Source organism: Streptomyces griseosporeus (assembly GCF_014656055.1).
Classification (GTDB): domain Bacteria; phylum Actinomycetota; class Actinomycetes; order Streptomycetales; family Streptomycetaceae; genus Streptomyces; species Streptomyces griseosporeus.
Genome location: NZ_BNBR01000004.1, coordinates 387,081 through 407,414 on the forward strand (window position 1 = coordinate 387,081; position 20,334 = coordinate 407,414).

15 protein-coding genes and 1 tRNA gene are annotated in these 20,334 nt (G+C 70.2%); 11 read left to right on the forward strand and 5 right to left on the reverse strand.

All coding sequences use genetic code 11. The annotated features are described in order from the left end of the window. The 4 genes from IE308_RS37010 to IE308_RS20800 all read left to right on the forward strand — a co-directional run. The coding region (locus IE308_RS37010; RefSeq protein WP_229908978.1) for a UTRA domain-containing protein at window positions 1-459 on the forward strand (459 nt) is incomplete at its 5' end. A gap of 22 nt (window positions 460-481) precedes the next feature. Continuing rightward, entirely contained in the window at window positions 482-784 is a 303-nt protein-coding gene (locus tag IE308_RS20790) for a hypothetical protein (RefSeq protein WP_190219081.1), read from the forward strand. An 899-nt stretch (window positions 785-1,683) separates the two neighbouring features. Then, complete coding sequence (locus IE308_RS20795) at window positions 1,684-3,198, forward strand: AAA family ATPase (protein WP_190219082.1); 1,515 nt, start codon at window positions 1,684-1,686, stop codon at window positions 3,196-3,198. Continuing rightward, window positions 3,195-4,049 carry a hypothetical protein gene (locus IE308_RS20800; RefSeq protein WP_190219083.1) on the forward strand — a complete coding sequence of 285 codons (855 nt, stop codon included), beginning with the start codon at window positions 3,195-3,197 and terminating at the stop codon, window positions 4,047-4,049. Before IE308_RS20795 ends, IE308_RS20800 begins: the two co-directional genes overlap by 4 nt. Window positions 4,050-4,466: 417 nt before the next feature. Here the strand turns inward: IE308_RS20800 and IE308_RS20805 are convergent, their stop codons facing one another. Further along, window positions 4,467-5,417: a PD-(D/E)XK nuclease domain-containing protein gene (locus IE308_RS20805; protein WP_190219084.1), complete on the reverse strand. Its 951-nt coding sequence runs from the start codon at window positions 5,415-5,417 to the stop codon at window positions 4,467-4,469. A gap of 959 nt (window positions 5,418-6,376) precedes the next feature. Further along, window positions 6,377-6,449, reverse strand: a tRNA-Arg gene (locus IE308_RS20810). 321 nt (window positions 6,450-6,770) lie between these two features. Here IE308_RS20810 and IE308_RS20815 point away from each other — a divergent pair. The 4 genes from IE308_RS20815 to IE308_RS20830 all read left to right on the forward strand — a co-directional run bounded on the left by IE308_RS20815 (window position 6,771) and on the right by IE308_RS20830 (window position 13,063). Then, window positions 6,771-8,378, forward strand: a complete 1,608-nt coding sequence (locus IE308_RS20815) for a dynamin family protein (protein ID WP_190219085.1) — start codon at window positions 6,771-6,773, stop codon at window positions 8,376-8,378. Between the two features lie 3 nt (window positions 8,379-8,381). Continuing rightward, window positions 8,382-10,655: a YfjP family GTPase gene (locus IE308_RS20820; RefSeq protein WP_190219086.1), complete on the forward strand. Its 2,274-nt coding sequence runs from the start codon at window positions 8,382-8,384 to the stop codon at window positions 10,653-10,655. 291 nt (window positions 10,656-10,946) lie between these two features. Beyond that, window positions 10,947-11,411 (forward strand): single-stranded DNA-binding protein, encoded by a 465-nt coding sequence (locus IE308_RS20825; protein WP_190219087.1) that lies wholly within the window; start codon window positions 10,947-10,949, stop codon window positions 11,409-11,411. Between the two features lie 263 nt (window positions 11,412-11,674). Continuing rightward, window positions 11,675-13,063 carry a Cys-Gln thioester bond-forming surface protein gene (locus IE308_RS20830; RefSeq protein WP_229908979.1) on the forward strand — a complete coding sequence of 463 codons (1,389 nt, stop codon included), beginning with the start codon at window positions 11,675-11,677 and terminating at the stop codon, window positions 13,061-13,063. Between the two features lie 98 nt (window positions 13,064-13,161). On the opposite strand, the gene IE308_RS37255 is transcribed toward IE308_RS20830, so the two are convergent. Next, window positions 13,162-13,287: a hypothetical protein gene (locus IE308_RS37255; protein WP_268256486.1), complete on the reverse strand. Its 126-nt coding sequence runs from the start codon at window positions 13,285-13,287 to the stop codon at window positions 13,162-13,164. Window positions 13,288-13,432: 145 nt separating this feature from the next. Here IE308_RS37255 and ettA point away from each other — a divergent pair, with 145 nt between their 5' ends. From ettA to IE308_RS20845, 3 genes are read left to right on the forward strand one after another with little or no spacing between them, the layout of a single operon-like run. Further along, window positions 13,433-15,097 (forward strand): energy-dependent translational throttle protein EttA, encoded by a 1,665-nt coding sequence (gene ettA, locus IE308_RS20835; RefSeq protein ID WP_110628235.1) that lies wholly within the window; start codon window positions 13,433-13,435, stop codon window positions 15,095-15,097. Window positions 15,098-15,103: 6 nt separating this feature from the next. Further along, window positions 15,104-15,520, forward strand: a complete 417-nt coding sequence (locus IE308_RS20840) for an acyl-CoA thioesterase (RefSeq protein ID WP_110628234.1) — start codon at window positions 15,104-15,106, stop codon at window positions 15,518-15,520. Beyond that, window positions 15,517-16,233, forward strand: a complete 717-nt coding sequence (locus tag IE308_RS20845; protein ID WP_190219089.1) for a DUF8010 domain-containing protein — start codon at window positions 15,517-15,519, stop codon at window positions 16,231-16,233. Before IE308_RS20840 ends, IE308_RS20845 begins: the two co-directional genes overlap by 4 nt. A 27-nt stretch (window positions 16,234-16,260) precedes the next feature. Here IE308_RS20845 and IE308_RS20850 read toward each other — a convergent pair whose 3' ends face one another. Together IE308_RS20850 and IE308_RS20855 are read right to left on the reverse strand one after the other, a co-directional pair. Further along, window positions 16,261-17,223, reverse strand: coding sequence for an ABC transporter ATP-binding protein (locus tag IE308_RS20850; protein ID WP_190219090.1), 963 nt, complete (start codon window positions 17,221-17,223; stop codon window positions 16,261-16,263). Window positions 17,224-17,512: 289 nt separating this feature from the next. Then, window positions 17,513-20,320 carry an FtsX-like permease family protein gene (locus IE308_RS20855; protein WP_373314545.1) on the reverse strand — a complete coding sequence of 936 codons (2,808 nt, stop codon included), beginning with the start codon at window positions 20,318-20,320 and terminating at the stop codon, window positions 17,513-17,515. Window positions 20,321-20,334: the final 14 nt, after the last annotated feature.

Genomic DNA, 20,334 nt, shown 5'->3' on the forward strand with positions numbered 1-20,334 from the left:
CTGGACCCATGGACCGCCGCTGAAGTGGCCATGCGCGTGACTGTTCGCACCGCCATCGTGCAGGCAGACGGCCATCTGACGTCCTTGCTGAGGGTGCCGACGGGCACCCCTCTCGCTGAGTTCTTCTGCATCAGCCATGAGGGAGACTCACCGCACGGTCTGGCCCGCATTTACATCCCGCGCGACCTGGCATCGGCCGACGTGCTGGGCGACGACTCCTCGTTGCGGGACACGGCCACGCGATTCGCTGTCCTCGGCTCGGCACCGGCAACTGTCCGGGAGACGGTATGCGCTCGTCCACCGACACCGGACGAGGCATCCGCCCTCCGGATCGGCCGAACGGCGGCAGCCCTCGCGATCACACGGGTCGCGACCGACTCCACCGGTCGAGTCGTCGAGGCCGCGCTTCTCGTGTTCCCCGGGGATCGCGTCGACGCGGTCTTCACCACCACGACGTGACCGATGAGAAGGGAACCCAACGATGACGGCACCGAACGAACTGCGACTCCTCCCGTGGTCGGGGCCGGAGGGGAAGCCCTGCTACTTGGACACCGACGACAAGGCCGGCTACATGTCCCGGCTGGCGGACAACATCGAAGCGGTGCAACTGGGGACGGCGGCCGAGTTGTTGGAGCATGCCTCCGACACCCTCGACGACCAGGGCGCCAGCCCGGAAGACTTGGAACGGCTGGCGAGGGAACTGACCAGGGCGTTGCGGGATGTTCTCCGCGTTGCAGTCAGCCGCGGTCACCTTCTGGCGCTGAGCGACCCTCATCGCTCCTGAGAACCGCTGATCAGCGGGACAGAAGAAGCCCACGGTTTTGACCTCCTCGGATGCCGTGGGCTTCTGTCATTGTCGGCCGGCGTCGACTGACGTCGTCGGCATAGGGACGGCCCGGACGTCGCACGCGCTCAACCACTGGCCGCAGCATATGGGCAACGAGGGAAGGACATCGCGCTGGGACGCAAGGGGGCACGACGCATAGTCGTCGACGGCACGAGCTATCGCTGGCGGCTGCGACGCAGGCCCACCTATGGCCAGGGTCTCCACTGGTCGCCGTGTACGTATGCCGTGGAGCATGCGAAGCACTCTGGGACGACCCTGATCGTCACCACGAACCAACCAGCAACTGGTCAGAACGCCCAGGAAAACCGGTTCTGCCTTCCGATGTTGCCGACGCCATCACGTCGCGCTCCGGCAGGGACGGGTTCCGACCCGTGTGGGCTCACCGTTTCAACTGGACCAGTCCGCCGGCTTCTCTCCCCCGACAGGGTGCGATCGCCGACCCAACGCACTTCAAGCAACGCACCCGTGGGACTTCACTAGCTTCCAGGCCGCGACCCCCTGACCGTTCCGATCCGGCACCGTTGACGTCAACCGGTGATGTCAGACTGTGGGCCTTTACGCGCTGATGGCAGGCTTCTTGGCCTGCTGCCGTGCTTGCCTGGGATCTCCTCAAGCTGAGGGGGAGGGCCTTGTGGCCGGTCTGGTCGAGTTTCGGCGGCAGGACCAGTCGTGAGATGAGCCCTGACCCTGACCGTCGGCAGCGATCGGGCTGCATCGACAAGCCGCCCGGACCTCATGTGGGGTATCCGCGAGACCAACGTGGGACGACGACTACCGTGGCCGAAGAAGACTCCAGCTCATGGGGTCATGGGGTCATGGGGTCATGGGAGGGCATCATGCAGTTCGTCGTGGTGAAGCGGCTACGGGATCTGCCTGCGGACTACAGCGGAGCCTACCTAGTACCGGACAGCTGGAATGACTACGGCTTCGTGACGCTGTTCAAGCTGGGCATCAAGCGTCGCGGGAGGGATGCGAAGTCCATCGGTGGTGTCCGAATCGGCCATCTCGATATGGGCTCAGGCCACCATGACGAATTCTTTCGAACTGAGGAACGCCTGCCGAGCCGGTTCGAGTGGCTCGACGAAGATTACTTCAGCCTGGGCCTCGATGACACTTATTACGAGTCGCTCAGAAAGCTGGGTGATCACGACAGAACCAGCATTCTGACTGCGTTGCGGGATGTAGCGTACGACTACAGCGTGGACTTCGTGGAACGCGTATGGCATCTGCGAGTCTTCACAGACTCACTGATGCGCGATGTGCGTCATCCCCGCGCGGAGCTGGAGCGCCTCCATCTCATTGCCCGCGGCCGCGATCGTGTCGTCGACTTCCAGTGGGAATATGCGCCTCCCTTGCCTGAGGGTTCAGGGTACGAACCACCTACACTAAGCTTTCGTGCCAGTCCCGCCTCTCTGCCGCCAAGCAACGTGCATGCTTTGATCGGCCGTAATGGAGTGGGCAAGACCAGCATGATGCGTGCGATGGCTGAAGGGGTGGCGTCCGGGAGCATTGAGGTCACCCAGCTGGCTGCCCGCGCAGCTAAGGCCACACCGAACGTGGTACTGGTCTCCTTCAGCGCCTTCGATGAGTTGTTTCATCACCCGGACGCAGGCTTCGCCTACATCGGGCTGCGGGACGATGAGGAGCCGCAGCGTTTGAAGACGAGCGAAGACCTATCCGCGGAATTCGCCGAGAGTCTGGCGACGGCCCGAATCGGTGCCCGTCGTAGCCGGTGGGAGCAGATCCTGGCCACGCTCAGTTATCCGGAGTCCGGTTTCTTGGAGGACTACACAGGCGATCTTGAAGAGCTTTTGCACGAGGGCTCTGACCGCCGATTTAGGGCCGCCGCGATACGACTCTTTGCGCCGCTGAGCTCCGGCCACAAGATCGCTTTGCTGACCTTGACGCGGCTGGTCCAGGAGGTGACCGAGCGCACGGTCGTCTTCATGGACGAACCCGAAGCACATCTTCAACCACCGCTATTGTCGGCGTTCATCCGTGCACTGTCCGACTTCCTCTCGGATGTCAACGGGATGGCGGTCGTGGCCACGCACTCACCGGTCGTCCTGCAGGAGGTGCCGAAATCGTGCGTTTACAAGCTGCGCCGATATGGCAACATTGTCAAAGCTGAGCGGCCACTGATGGAAACTTATGGGGAGAACGTCAGTACTCTCACTCACGAAGCCTTCGGCTTGGAGTCCACCGCCACCGGTTTCTATGCTGCCCTGGCTAAGGAGGTCGACGAGGGGCGCAGCTATCAAGAGATCCTGGCAGACTTTGAATCGCTGGGCAGCGAAGCCCGAGGTTTGCTGCGTGTTCTCACCTCCCGTCATCACCGGAGAACCTCATGATTCCGATCGACCCTCCGGTCATGACGGTCAAAGACACGCTGACCGCTTCCTGCAAGAGGCTGCGGAACTCCGTCTTGAGAATTCGGCTTTTGGCCCGCGAAAAGGACTTGTCCACAGCCGAGCAGACCTACATCGACGCTGCCGAGCATAACGATCTATACAGGCTCGCTATCACTTCCCGGGAAGCCGAGGAGCTACTGCCCGATCGCGACGGTGAGCACCTGAAAGAGCTTTACAATGCGGGGCTGGTCGGGCGTAAGGACGGGAGGATAAAGTACGACGAGCTCAAGGCCCGCGCTCCGTACGGGCGCTGCCTCCTCTGCGGTAACGGCGAGATCGGCTCGCTCGACCATCATCTGCCCAAGGACATGCTCCCGCTCTACGCGATTTGTCCGGTCAACCTTGTGCCGGCGTGCAGCAAGTGCAACCAGATGAAAGGCGACCGGATTGGTGCCACCGCCAGCCAGCGCACGCTCCATCCCTACTACGACCGCCCCGGCCAGACCGGACGCTATCTTTTTGCGGACATCACGAGCTGGCCCGTGCAGTTCCGCATCCAGGCCCTGCCTGAATGGGACGCTGAACTACGTGCCCGCGTAGAATATCACTTTCACACCTTCAAGCTGGCAGAGCGATATGCTGAGTTCTGTATATCCGAGGTGACTGGCAACCAGTGGCTGCACCAGAAGATACGCCGCGAGAGCGGTGTGCCGGGCTTGATCGCACACCTGCAAGAGGACGCCGAGCAGCGCGCTAGTACCCACGGCCTCAATGCTTGGGACACAGCCCTGCGCTATGGATTGGCTGACAGCGCCTGGTACCTCCACCGCGGGGTCCTCGAAAGCCCCTGACTGTGCCCGCGAAGATCAGGAAGCGGAGCGCACGGAAGAACAGGAAGAAGGCGACATGGTGGCCTGATCAATCTCGTTTGTCTCCCTGTTTGGCCCTCGAGCACGTCAGAGCCCCATTCACGACCACGTGAATGGGGCTCTGGCCAACGTCGGGGTGGCGGGATTGCACCCACGTCCTCTTCGTCCCGAAGTAACTTGGGCTGGCGGCTGACCTTGCGTCGCTGCGCCTCTCACCTGCTGTGACGGTCCGCAGGTGTGCGTGGTCGTCCGCCGCTGTGCGTCGGCGTTGTCACGCAGTTAGACACTCAGCGGTGCGCTGTTCCGTTGCCTAGTGGTACTAGCCCAGGGATGTTCCAGTTTCTTGGCGCCCTCCTGATGCAGGAAAAGGACGTTATTATAGCGAACCTAAGGTTATTCCTACCCAATTACGACACTGACGAGGAATTCGTGATCTTGCTTCCGTCGCAAACCGTTTAGATCCTTGGAAAAGGACTCAGGATCCGCGATGAAGTGATTGGGGTCGTAGATGTACGCGAACAGTCGACGGCAATCCGGGTGCCAGTGGTAGCTCTCGAAGTCAATTTGCAGCTCGGATGCAATTTTCTTGGCGTGCGCCGCGTCTCGAACGTACTTGCACTCGATGAGAATTCCCTCATCTTTTACGATCAGGTCAATTCGCTTAGCTGAACCGGCGTTTTGCGGGGTCCATTCCTCTCGCTCGACCTTCGGAAACACTGCACTTAGTGCTACCTCTACGAGATCCTGCACGTCGTATTCGTTAGCTACCGTGAGGGCGGGCCGACCGTGAGAGCGTGAAGCCATTCTTCGTGCTGAAATGGCAACTGATTTCAGGGCTTGATGGACAAGCTCTTCTTGGTTGCCCTGGCTGCCCAGCGCAGGAAGGCGCTCGTATCGTTCCTTCTGACCGCCGCACACGAGGCTCTCTAGGTGGGGGCCGAGAAAACTTGCTGAGCATCCGCGGATGTCAATTACGGTCCCGTCTTTGAACGGGCGACTTCCGTACTCACCGTACTCGGTGACGCGTTTCCGGTATTTTTCATCCTCGATGGCCAAGACTGCTGCCGTGAAGTCCCTCGTCTCTTGAAAGGCTTTCATGAACTGCTGTTCTGCGACGCTTGCCTCGACGTACTCATAGATTTCTGCAGGGGTGAGTGCGATTCGGTATCGGGTGAAAGTTCCGAGGAAGGTTCCTTCCTCGTCCCTGTCTGCGAATTCAGCATAAATGGCCCCTTCTTGCTCTAGCGTCCGCAGATCCTCCGCGTTCCCTGGAAGCATGTTCTTGAAGGTCTTGCCGAATGCCTCGATGGTGACGTGTCGCACCCTGTGCCGGTCTTCGGTGTCTGTCACGGCCCCTCCCCTGGCGAGATCTAAACCGATGGTAGGACGCACGAGAGGTCGGCGGAGCGGGTTTGGCCGGTGGCCTGCCCGGTCTGGGGTCGAGCATGATCAGGGGGCCGTACGCTGGTTGGCAACTCGGGCAGGCTTTGGACCTGCCCGCAATGTGCACGAGTGGCCCCCTGGTCTTGCTCGACGCGGGACCCGGACCGGGGAGGTGGCTAAAGCCGTGGAACTGACCGCCCCAGCCACGACGTAACCCTTCTCTGACATCAGGCGGCGGGGTGCTGTGCGCGGGGAGCGGAGCGACCCGCCTTGATGAAGTAGAGAAAGTCCTATCCCGCCGTCGGCCGAGGTCTGGGTGTACTCGTTTCGCACGGTGGCCAGTGCGGTCAGGGGTAAGCCAACCCCGACGGGTCAGGTCCGCCTGACCGCTGTGCATGTCTCTGCGTGAGCGGGCGTTCAAGCGACTCGGACTTGACCCTCTGACGCCCTGTCAGGCGTGGTGCACATCCTTCATCTGGTGAGCGCGACTGCATGAGCGTCTTGGTGTGCCACACGCGCCGAGGAAGCCGTGGCCAAAGCGAGTGGAGGACGTGACCTTGCCCGAGCTCGACATCGACGACCAGTGGCATGAGTCGGCCCCCCGCGCCCGATCGATCTGCCTGCCCGGAGCGGGTCGGTCGAGTCGCCGGATCCGTCATCGGTCGGGCTTGGCGTAGGTCACGTAAGGCCTCGCTGGCATCGCCTCGAAGCCGCGGGCGATCCGCTAGAGCGGCCCGGCGCCGGCTGATCCCCGGGCCGGGGGCTTCGACCCGTATGTGACACGGCCATCCGTGAGAACCCGGTGACAGCCGTACAGCCTCGGACCCCGGCCTAGATCATCGATCGGGCGTCCGGGGCTCCGCCATGCCCGCCCGCACCCACCCCGACCAGCAAAAACGCCCTCCCAAGGGGAGGGCGGAGACATGCGCCCCCGGCAGGACTCGAACCTGCGGCCAAGCGCTTAGAAGGCGCCTGCTCTATCCACTGAGCTACGGGGGCCTGGTGTGGTGGCCTCTGTCGTGGTGCCCGGGTGTGGGCTGTGCCGTGACGTTGCCGGGGTCAAGGATAGGGCTCCCGGATCCTTGACCCTGTCGCTTCGCCTCCGTGGCTCGATGTGGAGGTTCGGTGAAGCGGTCCTGATAATCGCAGGCAGGTACGAATCGTGCACCGCTTTTGGCGCCCCGCGCCACGGGTGTTGTGCACTCGTTATGCCTGCGCTGCGCCCATGTCCCGGTCGTCCCTTCCGTCCCTTGTGTTCAGTCGGCGCGCAGACATGCCTATATGCTTCAGAATTCCCCTAAAATTGGGCATTCTTCGCATGTGGTGACCTTGGACGTACGGCCTCAGCTGCTCGACGCACTCTCCGCGCTGCGCGACCGCGTCGCCGCCGCACGCTTCCCGCTGCCCCTCAGAGGGGCTCCACGCGCGCGTGCCAGCCGCGACGAACTGCTCGCCCAGCTCGACGACTACTTGGTGCCCCGCCTGCGGCAGCCCGAAGCGCCCTTGCTGGCCGTCGTGGGGGGTTCGACCGGCGCCGGCAAGTCGACGCTCGTCAACTCGCTGGTCGGACGACGCGTCAGCGAGGCGGGAGTGTTGCGGCCGACGACCCGGACGCCGGTGCTCGTATGCCATCCGGAGGACCATCACTGGTTCAGCGGGATGCGCGTACTGCCCGACCTCACCCGCGTGTGGGTGCCCCAACAGGACCCCGGTGACGACCTGCTGCTCCCCGACGAGAACCCCGCGCGCGTGCTGCGCATCGAGACCGCCGAGACCGTGCCGCCCGGCCTCGCCCTCCTCGACGCCCCCGACATCGACTCCCTCGTCGCCGACAACCGCGTCCTCGCCGCCGAACTCATCTGCGCCGCCGACATCTGGGTGATGGTCACCACGGCGGCCCGCTACGCCGACGCCGTGCCCTGGCACATGCTGCGCACCGCCAAGGAGTACGACGTCACCCTCGTGACCGTCCTCGACCGCGTACCCCACCAGGTCGTCTCCGAGGTCTCCCGGCAGTACGGCGCCCTCCTCACCAAGGCCGGCCTCGGCGACGTACCCCGCTTCACCGTGCCCGAACTGCCCGAGTCCGCCTGGGGCGGCGGGCTGCTCCCCGCCACCGCCGTGGCCCCGCTGCGCACCTGGCTCGTGCACCACACCCAGGACCCCGGCGCCCGCCAGCACGCCATGGCCCGCACCGCCTACGGCGTCCTCGACTCCCTCAAGTCCCGCATGCCCGAACTCGCCAACGCCACCGCCCAGCAGTACGCCGCCGCCCTCCGGCTCACCGCCGCCGTCGACGGGGCGTACGACAGCGAGCACACGCGCGTGCGGAACCGGCTGCAGGCCGGTGCGGTCCTCGCCGGCGACGCCCTCAAGCGCTGGCGGGCCTTCCCGCTGGACTGCACCGCCGGAGAGCTGCTCGACGCCCTTGTGGAGAGCCTCGCCACGCTGCTGCTGTGCGCCGTCACCGCCGCCGACGAGCGCATCGACGACGCCTGGCGCCGCGAACCCGCTGCCGCCGCCCCCGGCCTCGCCGACCCCGACGACACCGCCGAGAGCGCGGAGCACCGGATCGGGCTCGCGGTACGGCGGTGGCGGCGCGAGCTGGAGGAGCTCGCCGAGGAGGAGGTGCGCGAGCTGGACCGCAGCTCCGCACCCGACCCCGAGGTGGTCGCCGCCCTCGTCGCCACCGCCCTGCTCGGCGGGCGCCGGGCGCGCAGCGCGGGCGAGGGGCTCGCCGAGCGGCTCGGCGCGCACGGTGCCCTGCGGCTGCGCGACCGCGGCGGGCGGCTGCTCACCGAGCACGTCGACCGCGTCCTGCACACCGAGCGCGAACGCCGCCTCGCCCCCCTCGACGGGCTCGATGTCCACGCGGAGCCGCAGGCCGAACTCATCGCCGCGCTGTCCCTGCTGCAGAAAGAGAGGTGACCGGTGACCGCCGTCACTGACCAGGACCACAGGGGCGTCACGGACGTCACTGATCAGCACCCCACGGACGACGCCGACCACCCCGGGGAGGGGACCGTGCAGGACGACGACCGCAGCCTTCCCGCGCCCGACGGTGAGAAGGAGGAAGACGGTGACGGGCGGGGGGCCGACGGGGGCGAACGCTCGGGGCAGGGCGCGGGGGGCGACACCGAGGGCGCTGAGAGCGCCGAGAGGGCCGGGGAGGACGCCGGCGTCGAGGCGGGTGCCTCGCCCGCGGCGCCCGAGGCCGGGCCGGGCGACGGGGACGCACGCGCGCGTGGGGACGAAGACGGGGACGAGGATGAAGACGACGCCGTACGCGCGCGTGGTGCCGACGGTCCTTCCGGCGCCTCGTCCGCTTCGTCCGCGCCGTCTGCTTCGTCCGCGCCGTCCGCCCCGCCGCCTACGCCCGCCGGCGGCTCCTCCGGGGACGACGCCCCCTCCCGCCGTACCGAATCCCGCCGTACCGAATCCCGTCGGCCGGAATCCCGCCGCCCGGAATCTCCTCCTGCCGAGTCCCCCCGTACCGACTCCGGCCCCGCCTGGGACGACGGGCTCATCGCGCGGCGGGTGGCCGAGGGGGCCGCAGCGGAGCAGGCCGTCGTGCTGGAGGCCCGGGGCAGCGGGTCGCAGGGGGTGGCGCCGCTCGCGTACGACGGGACGCTGCGGTCGCGGCTGGACGCGCTCCGCGAGCTCGTGGGGCTCTCCCGGACCCGGCTGGACAGCCGTACCCTCTCCGAGGCCGGGCGGGTGCTGGACGAGGCGGCGGCGCGGCGCAGGCTCTCCGGGCAGCACACCGTCGTCGCCATCGCGGGTGCCACCGGCAGCGGCAAGTCCCAGCTGTTCAACGCGCTCGCCGGGGTGACCATCTCGGAGACCGGCGTGCGCCGGCCGACCACCGCCGCGCCCATCGCGTGCAGCTGGAGCGACGGCGCCGCCGGCCTCATCGACCGGCTCGGCATCCCGCCCCGCCTGCGGCGGCGCCCGGTGCAGAACGCCGAGCTGGAGGCGCAGCTGCGCGGGCTGGTCCTGGTCGACCTGCCCGACCACGACTCCGCCGCCGTACAGCACCGCGAGCAGGTGGACCGCATCCTGCGCCTGGTCGACGCGGTGATCTGGGTCGTGGACCCGGAGAAGTACGCCGACGCCATGCTGCACGAGCGCTATCTGCGGCCCATGGCGGGCCACGCCGAGGTGATGTTCATCGTGCTCAACCAGACCGACCGGTTGCCCGGCGAGGCGACCGAGCTGGTCCTGGACGATCTGCGGCGGCTGCTGGACGAGGACGGCATCGCGCTCGGCGAGTACGGCGAGCCGGGGGCGACCGTGCTGTCGCTGTCCGCGCTCACCGGGGACGGGGTGCCGGAACTGCGGGAGGCGCTCGGTCAGTTCGTCACGGAGCGCGGGGCCGCGGCCCGCCGGATCTCCGCCGATGTGGACGCCGCCGCGGCCGAACTGTGGCCCGTGTACGCCGCCCGGCAGCGCACCGGGCTCAGCGAGCAGGCGCGGGAGGAGTTCGCCGCGCGGCTCGCGGACGCGGTCGGCGCCACCGCGGCGGGCGAGGCCGCCGAACGGGCCTGGCTGCGCAATGCCAACCGGGCCTGCGGGACGCCGTGGCTGCGGCTGTGGCGCTGGTTCCAGGACCGGCGCGAACCTCCCACGGGGCGGCTGCTGCTGCGTACGCCGGCCGACGAGGAGGCCACGGCCCGGCAGCGGGTGGAACAGGCGGTGCGTACGGTGGCCGACCGGGCGTCGGCCGGGCTGCCCGCGCCGTGGGCGCAGGCGGTGCGCGAGGCGGCCGTACGTGGCGCGCAGGGGCTGCCCGAGGCGCTGGACCAGCTGGCGGCGCGGGCGGGGCTGCCTCCGGGGCGGCCGCCGCGGCCGGGCTGGTGGCCGGCGGCGGTGCTGGCGCAGGCGTCGATGACGTTGCTGCAGGTCGTGGGCGGGTTGTGGCTGGTGGGGCAGATCGTCGGGGTGATGTCGCCGAACCTCGGGGTGCCGGTGCTGCTGATGATCGCCGGGATCGTCGGGGGGCCGCTGGTGGAGTGGAGCTGCAAGATGGCGGCCCGCGGACCGGCCCGGCGGTACGGGCAGGAGGCCGAGCGCAGGCTGAGAGAGGCGGCCGCCGGGTGCGGCCGGGCGCGGGTGCTGGATCCGGTGGCGGCGGAGCTGCTGCGGTACCGGGAGGTGCGGGAGCAGTACGCGCGGGTCACGGGGGTGGGCGCGGGAGCGCGTTGAACTTGCGTGAGCGCTCGGCTCCGTTCGGGTGAGGTGACCGGGCTTTCGTCCGGGCACCGGTCACTCGTCCGGGTGGTGCGCTTTTCCACAGGTCGGGGGGCGGTCCACAGGGCTCTGCGGGCCCGGCCCGGCGGAGGCAGTCTGGCGGTGCGGCGGTCGCGACGGACGCGATGGCCGCGGCAGCGGTGAGCGTGCGGGGAGTGCGCGCCGCCGCAGCCGGACGCAGCCGCACGGGACGGGCCCGTCGGCGTTTCCGCCCGGCCGGGGCCGGTCGGGGGAGGGGAGTTCACGATGAACGAGACGGTCATCTGCGTGGTGGGCAACGTGGCGACGGCGCCGGTCTACCGGGACCTGGCCTCGGGGCCGTCGGCCCGGTTCCGGCTGGCGGTGACCGCCCGCTACTGGGACCGGGAGAAGAGCGTCTGGACGGACGGGCACACCAACTTCTTCACCGTGTGGGCCAACCGGCAGCTCGCCGTGAACGCGGCGGCCTCGCTGTCGGTCGGCGAACCGGTCGTGGTGCAGGGCCGGCTGAAGGTCCGCACGGACGTACGCGACGGGCAGAACTGGACCTCGGCGGATATCGACGCGGTCGCGATCGGTCATGATCTGTCGCGGGGTACGTCCGTCTTCCGACGGGCCGGCCGCGCGGAGACGACCGCGCCACCGGACCGTCCGGAGCCCAACTGGGAGACACCGCCCGCCACTTCGGACAGCGCGGACCAACGCGCCGACGCCGAACTCGCGGTGACCTGATGTCAGCGTCTGCCCCGAGCTGAAACGGGCTGCGGCTTATCGGCGAATACGCCCCGAACAGACCGGTGGATTTGTCGATAAGCCCTGCTCGCGGGCCGCTTCGGCGATAACGATTACGAGTCGGATCGCTTGTCCGACGATATGACGGCGAAACGGGGGTCCGTCGCGTCCCTAGGATGCCGGACAGAGCTGCCAGGCTCCTGATTCTGCTGGTGGGACCCCGTACCCCCCACGTCAACGGGTCCTGCTCGGAGGGGAATTCCGTGTTTTCTGTGTACGGCCGCGTCGCCGCCACGACGCTGGTGTCCGGGCTCCTCACCGCCGGCGCGTTCATCGCGGCCGGCCCGGCGGCCGCCGACGAGGCGGCGCAGACCCGGGGCGGGGCCAGTGCCGTCATCGGCGGCCTGAAGACGTACGGCACCGCCGTGATCCACGACTCCGGCGGCGGCCAGGACGACCTCCAGGTGTCCGCCGGCCTGTTCGAGATGTCCGTCGACGGCGGTGGCACCCTGCAGACCTACTGCGTCGACCTGCACACCGCCACCCAGCGGGACGCCCGGTACCACGAGACGCCCTGGAGCGGCACCTCGCTCGCCGCCAACAAGGACGCCGGCAAGATCCGCTGGATCCTGCAGCACTCCTACCCGCAGGTGAACGACCTCGCGGCCCTCGCCGACCAGGCCGGCATCAACGGCGGCCTCACCGAGCAGGACGCCGCGGCCGGCACCCAGGTCGCCATCTGGCGCTACTCCGACGGCGCCGATGTCGACGCGCTCGACCCGCAGGCGGAGCAGCTCGCCGACTACCTCCACAAGAGCGCGCGGTCCCTGCCCGAGCCGAAGGCGTCGCTCACCCTCGACCCGCCCGCGGTCTCCGGCCGCCCCGACAAGCCGCTCGGCCCGGTGACCGTGCACACCGACGCGGGCAGTGTCACGGTGAGCCCGCCGGCGGACGCCGCGGTGAGCGGGGTGCGGATCGTCGGGCCGGACGGCAAGCCGGTCACCACGGCGCAGGACGGCAGCCGCCTCTTCTTCGACGTGCCCGAGGACGCGGCGGCCGGCTCCGCCGAGCTGACCGTGCAGGCCTCCACGACCGTCCCCGTCGGCCGGGCCTTCACCTCCGAGGAGCGCAGCCAGACCCAGATCCTGGCCGGCTCCAGCGAGTCCACGGTCTCGGCGACGGCCGGCGCGACCTGGGCGGAGCAGGGCGCGATACCGGCCCTGTCCGCCGCCCGGAACTGCGCCAAGGGCAGCGTGGACATCACCGCCGGCAACACCGGCGACCAGCCGTTCGCCTTCACACTGATGGGCGTGGAGCACTCCATCCCGGCGGGCGCGTCACGGACGGTGACGCTGCCGTTGCTGGAGGACCAGGCCTACGACTTCACGATCACCGGGCCCGGCGGCCTCCAGAAGCGGTTCTCGGGCGTCCTCGACTGCAAGACCCAGAGCAACGCGCCCGAGGTCACCACCCAGACCGTCAGCGAGCCCAGCCCCGCCACGGTCGGCGGCACGGCCCCCGACACCAACCTCGCCGAGACCGGCGGCTCCACCACCACCCCGCTGATCACGGGCACCGCCATCGGCCTGGTGGTGATCGGCGGCGCGGTCCTGGTACTCCTCCGCCGCAAGGAGACCCACCCGCAGGACTGACCGGACACGCCCGCAGGGCCGACCGCATCCGCCCGCAGGACCGACCGGACCTGCGGGCGGAGCCGACCAGGCCACGCCCACCGGGCCTGCGGGACGGATCAGACTCCGTACACGTGGCGCCGTACCAGCGGGTCGTTCTCCGGCAGCCGCGGATGTCGCAGGACGGCCGCAGAGCCGAGCTTCCCCGAAGAGATCAGGGCATCCCGGCCGAAGGTCAGTGACATGGCGCACATCCTGCAACAGCGATTCCGGCCCTGAAGGGCCAGGTCAGGGCCGCCCGGGTATAACGCGTTTCCGCGCAAGGGTGGCCGTACGGCAAGATGGGGTGTATCTGCCCACTGCCAGATTCAAGCTGCCGGACGGTTTCTCTTGGCTGAGTTCATTTACACCATGCGCAAGGCGCGCAAGGCGCACGGCGACAAGGTGATCCTCGACGACGTCACCCTGAACTTCCTCCCCGGGGCGAAGATCGGCGTCGTCGGCCCGAACGGCGCCGGTAAGTCGACCGTGCTGAAGATCATGGCGGGGATCGAGCAGCCGTCCAACGGCGACGCGTTCCTGTCGCCCGGGTACAGCGTCGGCATCCTGCTGCAGGAGCCCCCGCTGAACGAGGAGAAGACCGTCCTGGAGAACGTCCAGGAGGGTGTCGCCGAGATCAAGGGCAAGCTCGACCGGTTCAACGAGATCGCCGAGCTGATGGCCACCGACTACTCGGACGCCCTGCTCGAGGAGATGGGCAAGCTCCAGGAGGAGCTGGACCACGCCAACGCCTGGGACCTCGACGCCCAGCTGGAGCAGGCCATGGACGCCCTGGGCTGCCCGCCCGGCGACTGGCCCGTCACCAACCTCTCCGGTGGTGAGAAGCGCCGCGTCGCGCTGTGCAAGCTGCTGCTGGAGGCCCCCGACCTGCTGCTGCTCGACGAGCCCACCAACCACCTCGACGCCGAGTCGGTGAACTGGCTGGAGCAGCACCTCGCCAAGTACGCGGGCACCGTCGTGGCCATCACCCACGACCGGTACTTCCTCGACAACGTCGCCGAGTGGATCCTGGAGCTGGACCGCGGCCGCGCCTACCCGTACGAGGGCAACTACTCCACGTACCTGGAGACCAAGCAGACCCGTCTGAAGGTCGAGGGGCAGAAGGACGCCAAGCGGGCCAAGCGGCTGAAGGAGGAGCTCGAATGGGTTCGCTCCAACGCCAAGGGTCGGCAGGCCAAGTCCAAGGCGCGTCTGGCCCGCTACGAGGAGATGGCGGCCGAGGCCGAGAAGATGCGGAAGCTGGACTTCGAGGAGATCCAGATCCCGCCGGGCCCGCGGCTGGGCAGCATCGTCGTCGAGGTCGACAAGCTCAACAAGGCCTTCGGTGAGAAGGTCCTGATCGAGGACCTCTCCTTCACGCTGCCGCGCAACGGCATCGTCGGCGTGATCGGCCCGAACGGCGCCGGCAAGACCACCCTGTTCAAGATGATCCAGGGCCTGGAGGAGCCGGACTCCGGCGCGATCAAGGTCGGCGAGACCGTCAAGATCTCGTACGTCGACCAGAGCCGCGAGAACATCGACCCGAAGAAGACGCTGTGGGAGGTCGTCTCCGACGGGCTCGACTACATCAACGTCGGACAGGTCGAGATGCCCAGCCGGGCGTACGTGTCCGCGTTCGGCTTCAAGGGCCCGGACCAGCAGAAGCCGGCCGGTGTGCTCTCCGGCGGTGAGCGCAACCGCCTCAACCTGGCGCTCACCCTCAAGCAGGGCGGCAACCTGCTGCTCCTCGACGAGCCCACCAACGACCTCGACGTCGAGACCCTCTCCAGCCTGGAGAACGCGCTGCTGGAGTTCCCCGGCTGCGCCGTCGTCGTCTCCCACGACCGGTGGTTCCTCGACCGCGTCGCCACGCACATCCTCGCCTACGAGGGTGACTCCAAGTGGTTCTGGTTCGAGGGCAACTTCGAGTCCTACGAGAAGAACAAGGTCGAGCGGCTCGGTCCGGACGCCGCCCGTCCGCACCGCGCCACCTACAAGAAGCTGACCCGGGGCTGATCGATCTTGCGGCACACCTACCGCTGCCCACTGCGCTGGGCGGACATGGACGCGTACGGCCACGTCAACAACGTGGTCTTCCTCCGCTACCTGGAGGAGGCCCGTATCGACTTCCTGTTCCGCCCGGACAAGGATTTCAAGCAGGGGTCGGTGGTGGCACGCCACGAGATCGACTACAAGCAGCAGCTCGTCCACCGGCACCACCCGGTCGACATCGAGCTGTGGGTCACCGAGATCCGCGCCGCGTCCTTCACCCTCGCCTACGAGGTGAAGGACGGGGACGTCGTCTATGTGCGGGCCTCGACGGTGATCGTGCCGTTCGACTTCGAGCAGCAGCGGCCCCGCCGGATCACCGACGAGGAGCGCGCGTTCCTCAAGGAGTACATGGACGACGCGGGCCGGCAGGGGGCCGTCGCCGCATGACGGTGCTCCACCTCGCCGACGAGACGGAGGCCGCGGACCTCGCGGCCTTCCTCTCCCGGCTGCTCCACTACGACCGTGGAGCCGCGGTACGCCTGCAGGCCGCCGGCACGGCACTCGCCGTGTTCGGCCGGCCGCCCTCCTTCGAGGTGCTGGCGATCCGCGCCGTACGGCTGGCCAAGCCGTACGAGGACGGCCTCGACGTCACCCTGGACGTCACCGTGTCCGCGGGTGAGCTGCTGGAGTCCGTGGACGAGGCGGGCGCCACGGCCGGAGTGCCCGCCGCGGTCACCGGCCCTCCGTGGGCCGGGGTGCTGCCCCCGCGCGGCGGCTGGCGGCGCGAGTCCGGGCTGCCCGGTCCCGCCGCGCTGCACGCGCTGGTCGGCGCGGCCGTCACCGAGTTCCGCTCCCGTACCCAGGAGCTGGCGCCCGGGCGGCGCACCCGGGCCGAACTCGACCGTATCGGCGGGGAGATCTGGTCCCGCACGGTGGGGGAGACCCGGCTGCCCGTGCGCGCCGTGCACGCCGCGCAGTCGCTCGGCTTCCTGCGCCCGCCCGCGCCGGACGCGTCCGGTGACGTCGCCGCCGGGCCCGGGCTGTTCTCGTCCGGGGCGTGGCTGCGGCTGCGCACGCCGTACGGGTCGGTCGCCGTGCGGGTCGGCGGGGCGGCCGGGGGGCTCGGGGCTCTCGGGAACCTCGGCGTCAGCGTCCGCTGACGGCCCCCGGGTAGCGGCCGGGTCCGGTCAGGTTTCCTCGCTGTCGTCCGGCCATACGGCGATGTGGTCCTGCTCCAGTTCCAGCGCCACCCGGTCCCGCATGCCCAGGGCGCGGGTGTAGTCCGCCGGGAGCTGGAGGCGGCCGGCGCGGTCGAGCATGGCGTACTCGCGGGCGACGACCCGCTCGTGCCCGGTCGTCTCGTCCACCTCGCTGCGGCGCAGGACCTCCGTGGAGGTACGGCCGTCGCGGATGGCGACCGTGCGGCGGACCTCGCCGGCCACGGCCTGGTCGTGGGTGACGATGACGATGGTTGTGCCGAGGCGCTCGTTCGCCGTGCGGAACGCGGCGAAGATCTGTTCCGCCGTGTGCGAGTCCAGTTCGCCGGTCGGCTCGTCCGCGAGCAGCACGGACGGGTCGTTGGCCAAGGCGACCGCGATCGCCACGCGCTGCTGCTGGCCGCCGGACATCTCGTGCGGGCGGCGGTCGCGGCAATCGGCCACCTCCAGCAACTCCAGGAGTTCCGTGGCGCGTTCGGCGCGGGCGCGGCGGGTGTGGTGGGTGCGGTCGCCGCCGAGCTGGAGGGGGAGGGCCACGTTCTGGGCCGCGGTCAGGTAGGGGAGCAGGTTGCGGGAGGTCTGCTGCCAGACGAAGCCGACGACCGTGCGGCGGTAGGTCAGGCGGTCCTTCGCCGTCATCGTCAGCAGGTCGTGGCCGGCGACGCGGGCCGCGCCGGCGGTGGGGGTGTCCAGGCCGGCGAGGATGTTCATCAGGGTGGACTTGCCGCTGCCGGAGGCGCCGACGAGGGCCATGAGTTCGCCCTCGCGGACGAGGAGGTCCAGGCCCTGGAGGGCCTGTACCTCTATGCCGTCCGCGGAGAAGATGCGGACGAGGCGGTCGCAGGTGATCAGGGCGTCGTGGCCGTAGGCGGGGGTGTGGCGGGCGGAGCTTGCCTTCTGAGCCAGGTCGGTGAGGGTTGGGTCGGCGGTCATTGGGTCTCCTGCGTGGGTGCCCGGTGATGGTGCGGGCCGGGGGTGGGTCGCGCGGCCCGGCGCTGGCGGGGTGCCGCTGCGCCCACCCGTGCCGCCCCAGCGGCACGACTGCCCGCAGCTATGCCGACAGGCGGCCCGGCTGGTCGCAGCTGCGTCGGCTGGCTGCCCGGCTGCCGGGTGGGCGCCGCCCCAGCGGCACGACTGCCCGCAGCTACGTGGGAATGCGGCGCGGCCGGCCGCAGCCTGGTGGCAAGAACCCTCATGGCCTCGCCCCTCATCGCCCCGCCCCTCACCGCGCATCCCCCGCCCGCAGCTCCCGTACCGCCCCCCTGCGCCCCACCCACCACGCCTGGATGGCCGCCACCGTCACCGTCGCCGTGAGGACCGCGAGTGCCGGGAGGGTCAGGGACAGGGGGTCCGTGGAGAGGGCGGTGGGGGCTTCCGTGGGGGCGGGGGCCGTGGCCAGGGCGATCGTCGTGAGGTCGATGCCGGGGGAGAGGAGACGGATCGTGGCCCAGCCGGTCAGCGTGCCGCCCGCCGCGGCGAGGGCGGACTGGGGCAGGGACTCCAGGATGAGCAGGCGCCGGGACTCGCGGCGGGTGAGGCCCATCGTGCGGAGGCGGGCGAGCAGCGCGGCCCGTTCCGGGGCGGCGCGCAGCAGGGAGAGGAGGAGAGCGAGGACGGTGTACCCGGCGCCCGCGGCGACGGCCGCGCCGTAGATGTCCTCGGCGCCGGACTGGAGGGGCGAGTCGACGTAGTGGGCGCGTTCGGTGGAGCGCAGCTGGACGCCGAGGCCCGGCGCGGAGCCCGTCGCCCGGCGGAGGGCGTGCGCGGTCAGGCCGTCGCCGGTGACCAGCAGGGCCGTCGGCCGGGCCGCGTCCCCGCTCAGCCCGGCGCGGTCCACGACGAGGAAGTCGGCGCCGGCGACGGCGGGTGTGCGGTCCCGTACGGCGGTGATGCGGACGGTGGTCGCGCTGCCGTCCTCCAGACGGACGAGGAACGGCTGCCTGCCGTAGGTCGCGGCGACCGTCGGCGACGCCAGGGCCGGGAGCGGGGCGTCGGCCGCACGCGGACGCTTCAGTCCGGCCGCGTCGAACGCACCGAAGCCGGTGCGGGCGGTGAGACGGGCGTACCCGGCGGGGTCCACGCCCGCCAGCGGCACGGGTGCGTTGCCGTCGCCCGGTCGGGCCTGGTAGGCGAGGCTGACCGCTGCGACGTCCCGGACCCCGGCGAGGTGCCGTACCCGGTCCGGTGCCCGGGACGGCAGCGGGCCGCCGGACGCCTCGACGCGGGCGTCCGCGCCCACCGCGAGCAGCGCCGCACGGTCCCGGGCGGCGTCCACCCCGGCGAGGACCGACCCGCCGAACGCCGCGGTCGTCAGCGCGGTCAGCAGGGCCAGCAGCGGCAGCACGGCCGAGGCCGAGGTGCGGCCCGCGCGGGCCAGCGCGAGCGGGCCGACCACTCCGCGCAGCCGGCCCGCGGGACCGGCCAGCCGGCGCAGCGGCAGCGGGTACACACGGACCAGGACCAGCGCGGCGATCACCCCGACCAGCACTGGCGCCGCCGCGACCGGCCCGCCCGCCGAGCCGCCCTGCCGGCGCAGCATGACCACCGCGCCCACGGCCAGCACGAGCAGGGTGAGTTCGGCGACGGTGCGGCGCCGGGACGGCCGTACCGCCGTGACGTCCTGCCGGTCGGTGTGCACCGTCACGCGGCGGTGGGCGGCGAGTGCGCGCAGCGGCAGCGCGGCACAGGCGAGCAGGGTCACCGCGGCGGCGGCGACCAGCGCGGGCAGGAGCCGGCCGTCGGGGACGGCGAGCAGCGCGGCGGCCAGGCCGGCCGCGCCGGCCGGTACGGCCACGGTCGCCGTCTCCGCGAACAGGCGGCCGGTGAGGCCGGGCAGGGAGGCGCCGCGGGCGCGCAGCAGGGCGAGTTCGCCGCGGCGGCGGTCGGCGGCCAGGCCGCCCGCCATCACCAGCACCACCGCGGCGACCGTGCCCGCGCCCACCGCGGCGACGGCGACGAGCGGGCGGACGCCCGACCGCAGGCCGTCGTAGGAGGTGAAGACCTGGTCGAGTTCGGTGACGGTGCCGGCCTCCCAGCCGGCGGTCGCGCGCACCTGACGCAGTCCGGGGCCGCCCTCCAGGGAGGCCACCGCCGACTTCAGGCCCGCGAGGTCGCCGCCGCGCAGGGCGCCGGTGGCGGGGGCGATGTTCCAGAAGCGTTCCTTCGCCACCGGCAGGCCTAGCAGGGCCGGGCCCGCCTCCGGGGGGAGCAGCAGCGCGCCGACCCAGTACACGTCGCCCGGTTCGCCGCCCGCGAGGTGGTTGAGCGACGGGGCGCGCAGCAGGGGCTGGGTGGCCCACCAGGCGCGCTCGGGGGCGCGCGGGGTGACGATGCCGGTCACCCGCACGGTGAGCGGCCCAGCCAGCCGCGGGCTCGGGAAGTGGAGCACCGAACCGGGCCTGATGCGCAGCGCCTTGGCGGTCTCGGCGGTGACCGCGGCCTCCACCTCGGTCACGGACAGGGGCACGGCCCCCGGGGCGCGGGGGAGCCGGCCGGTCGTCGCGGTGACATGGCCGGCGAGGTCGTGCTGCGCGGCCACGATCATCCGGACGGGCAGGCCGGAGGGCTGCGGCAGCCACGGCTCGGGCACGGCGAGGGGGTCGGTGGTGCGCACGCCGTACGTCGACTGGTCCCGGTCGGCGACGAGCGGCGCGCGGACCTGGGCGAGGATCTTCCGGTACTGCTCGCCGAGCAGGCCGGGCCGCACCGACCGCACGACGTCCTCCGCCTGGTCGGCCTCGACGCGCGGGGGCGGGGCGTACACCTGCACGGTCGTACGGTCGGGGCGGGCCTGCTCGGCGGCGCGGGCGAGGGCGGTGTCCTCGTACCGGTCGACGGCGCGCGGCAGCGCGGCGGCCAGACACGCGGTCAGCGCGACGAGGAGGGCCAGCGCGCACGCGGCGACCGGAGCGGCCCGCAGCCGGGTACGGAGCCAGGGCGCGGGGATGCCATGCCCTCCCCGGACAGGGCTTGGCCCGGGAACGCCCCGCCCTCCCCGGCCAGGGCTCCCTCCCTCGTCACGGATGCCCACGCCCCGCAACCCGC

Excerpts from the sequence above, each read along its gene's own strand:
- IE308_RS20800 (WP_190219083.1), top strand. The coding sequence starts at position 3,195 with ATGATTCCGATCGACCCTCCGGTCATGACGGTCAAAGACACGCTGACC.
- IE308_RS20795 (WP_190219082.1), top strand. The coding sequence starts at position 1,684 with ATGCAGTTCGTCGTGGTGAAGCGGCTACGGGATCTGCCTGCGGACTAC.
- IE308_RS20790 (WP_190219081.1), top strand. The coding sequence starts at position 482 with ATGACGGCACCGAACGAACTGCGACTCCTCCCGTGGTCGGGGCCGGAG.
- IE308_RS20825 (WP_190219087.1), top strand. The coding sequence starts at position 10,947 with ATGAACGAGACGGTCATCTGCGTGGTGGGCAACGTGGCGACGGCGCCG.
- IE308_RS20845 (WP_190219089.1), top strand. The coding sequence starts at position 15,517 with ATGACGGTGCTCCACCTCGCCGACGAGACGGAGGCCGCGGACCTCGCG.
- IE308_RS20850 (WP_190219090.1), bottom strand. The coding sequence starts at position 17,223 with ATGACCGCCGACCCAACCCTCACCGACCTGGCTCAGAAGGCAAGCTCC.
- IE308_RS37255 (WP_268256486.1), bottom strand. The coding sequence starts at position 13,287 with ATGTCACTGACCTTCGGCCGGGATGCCCTGATCTCTTCGGGGAAGCTC.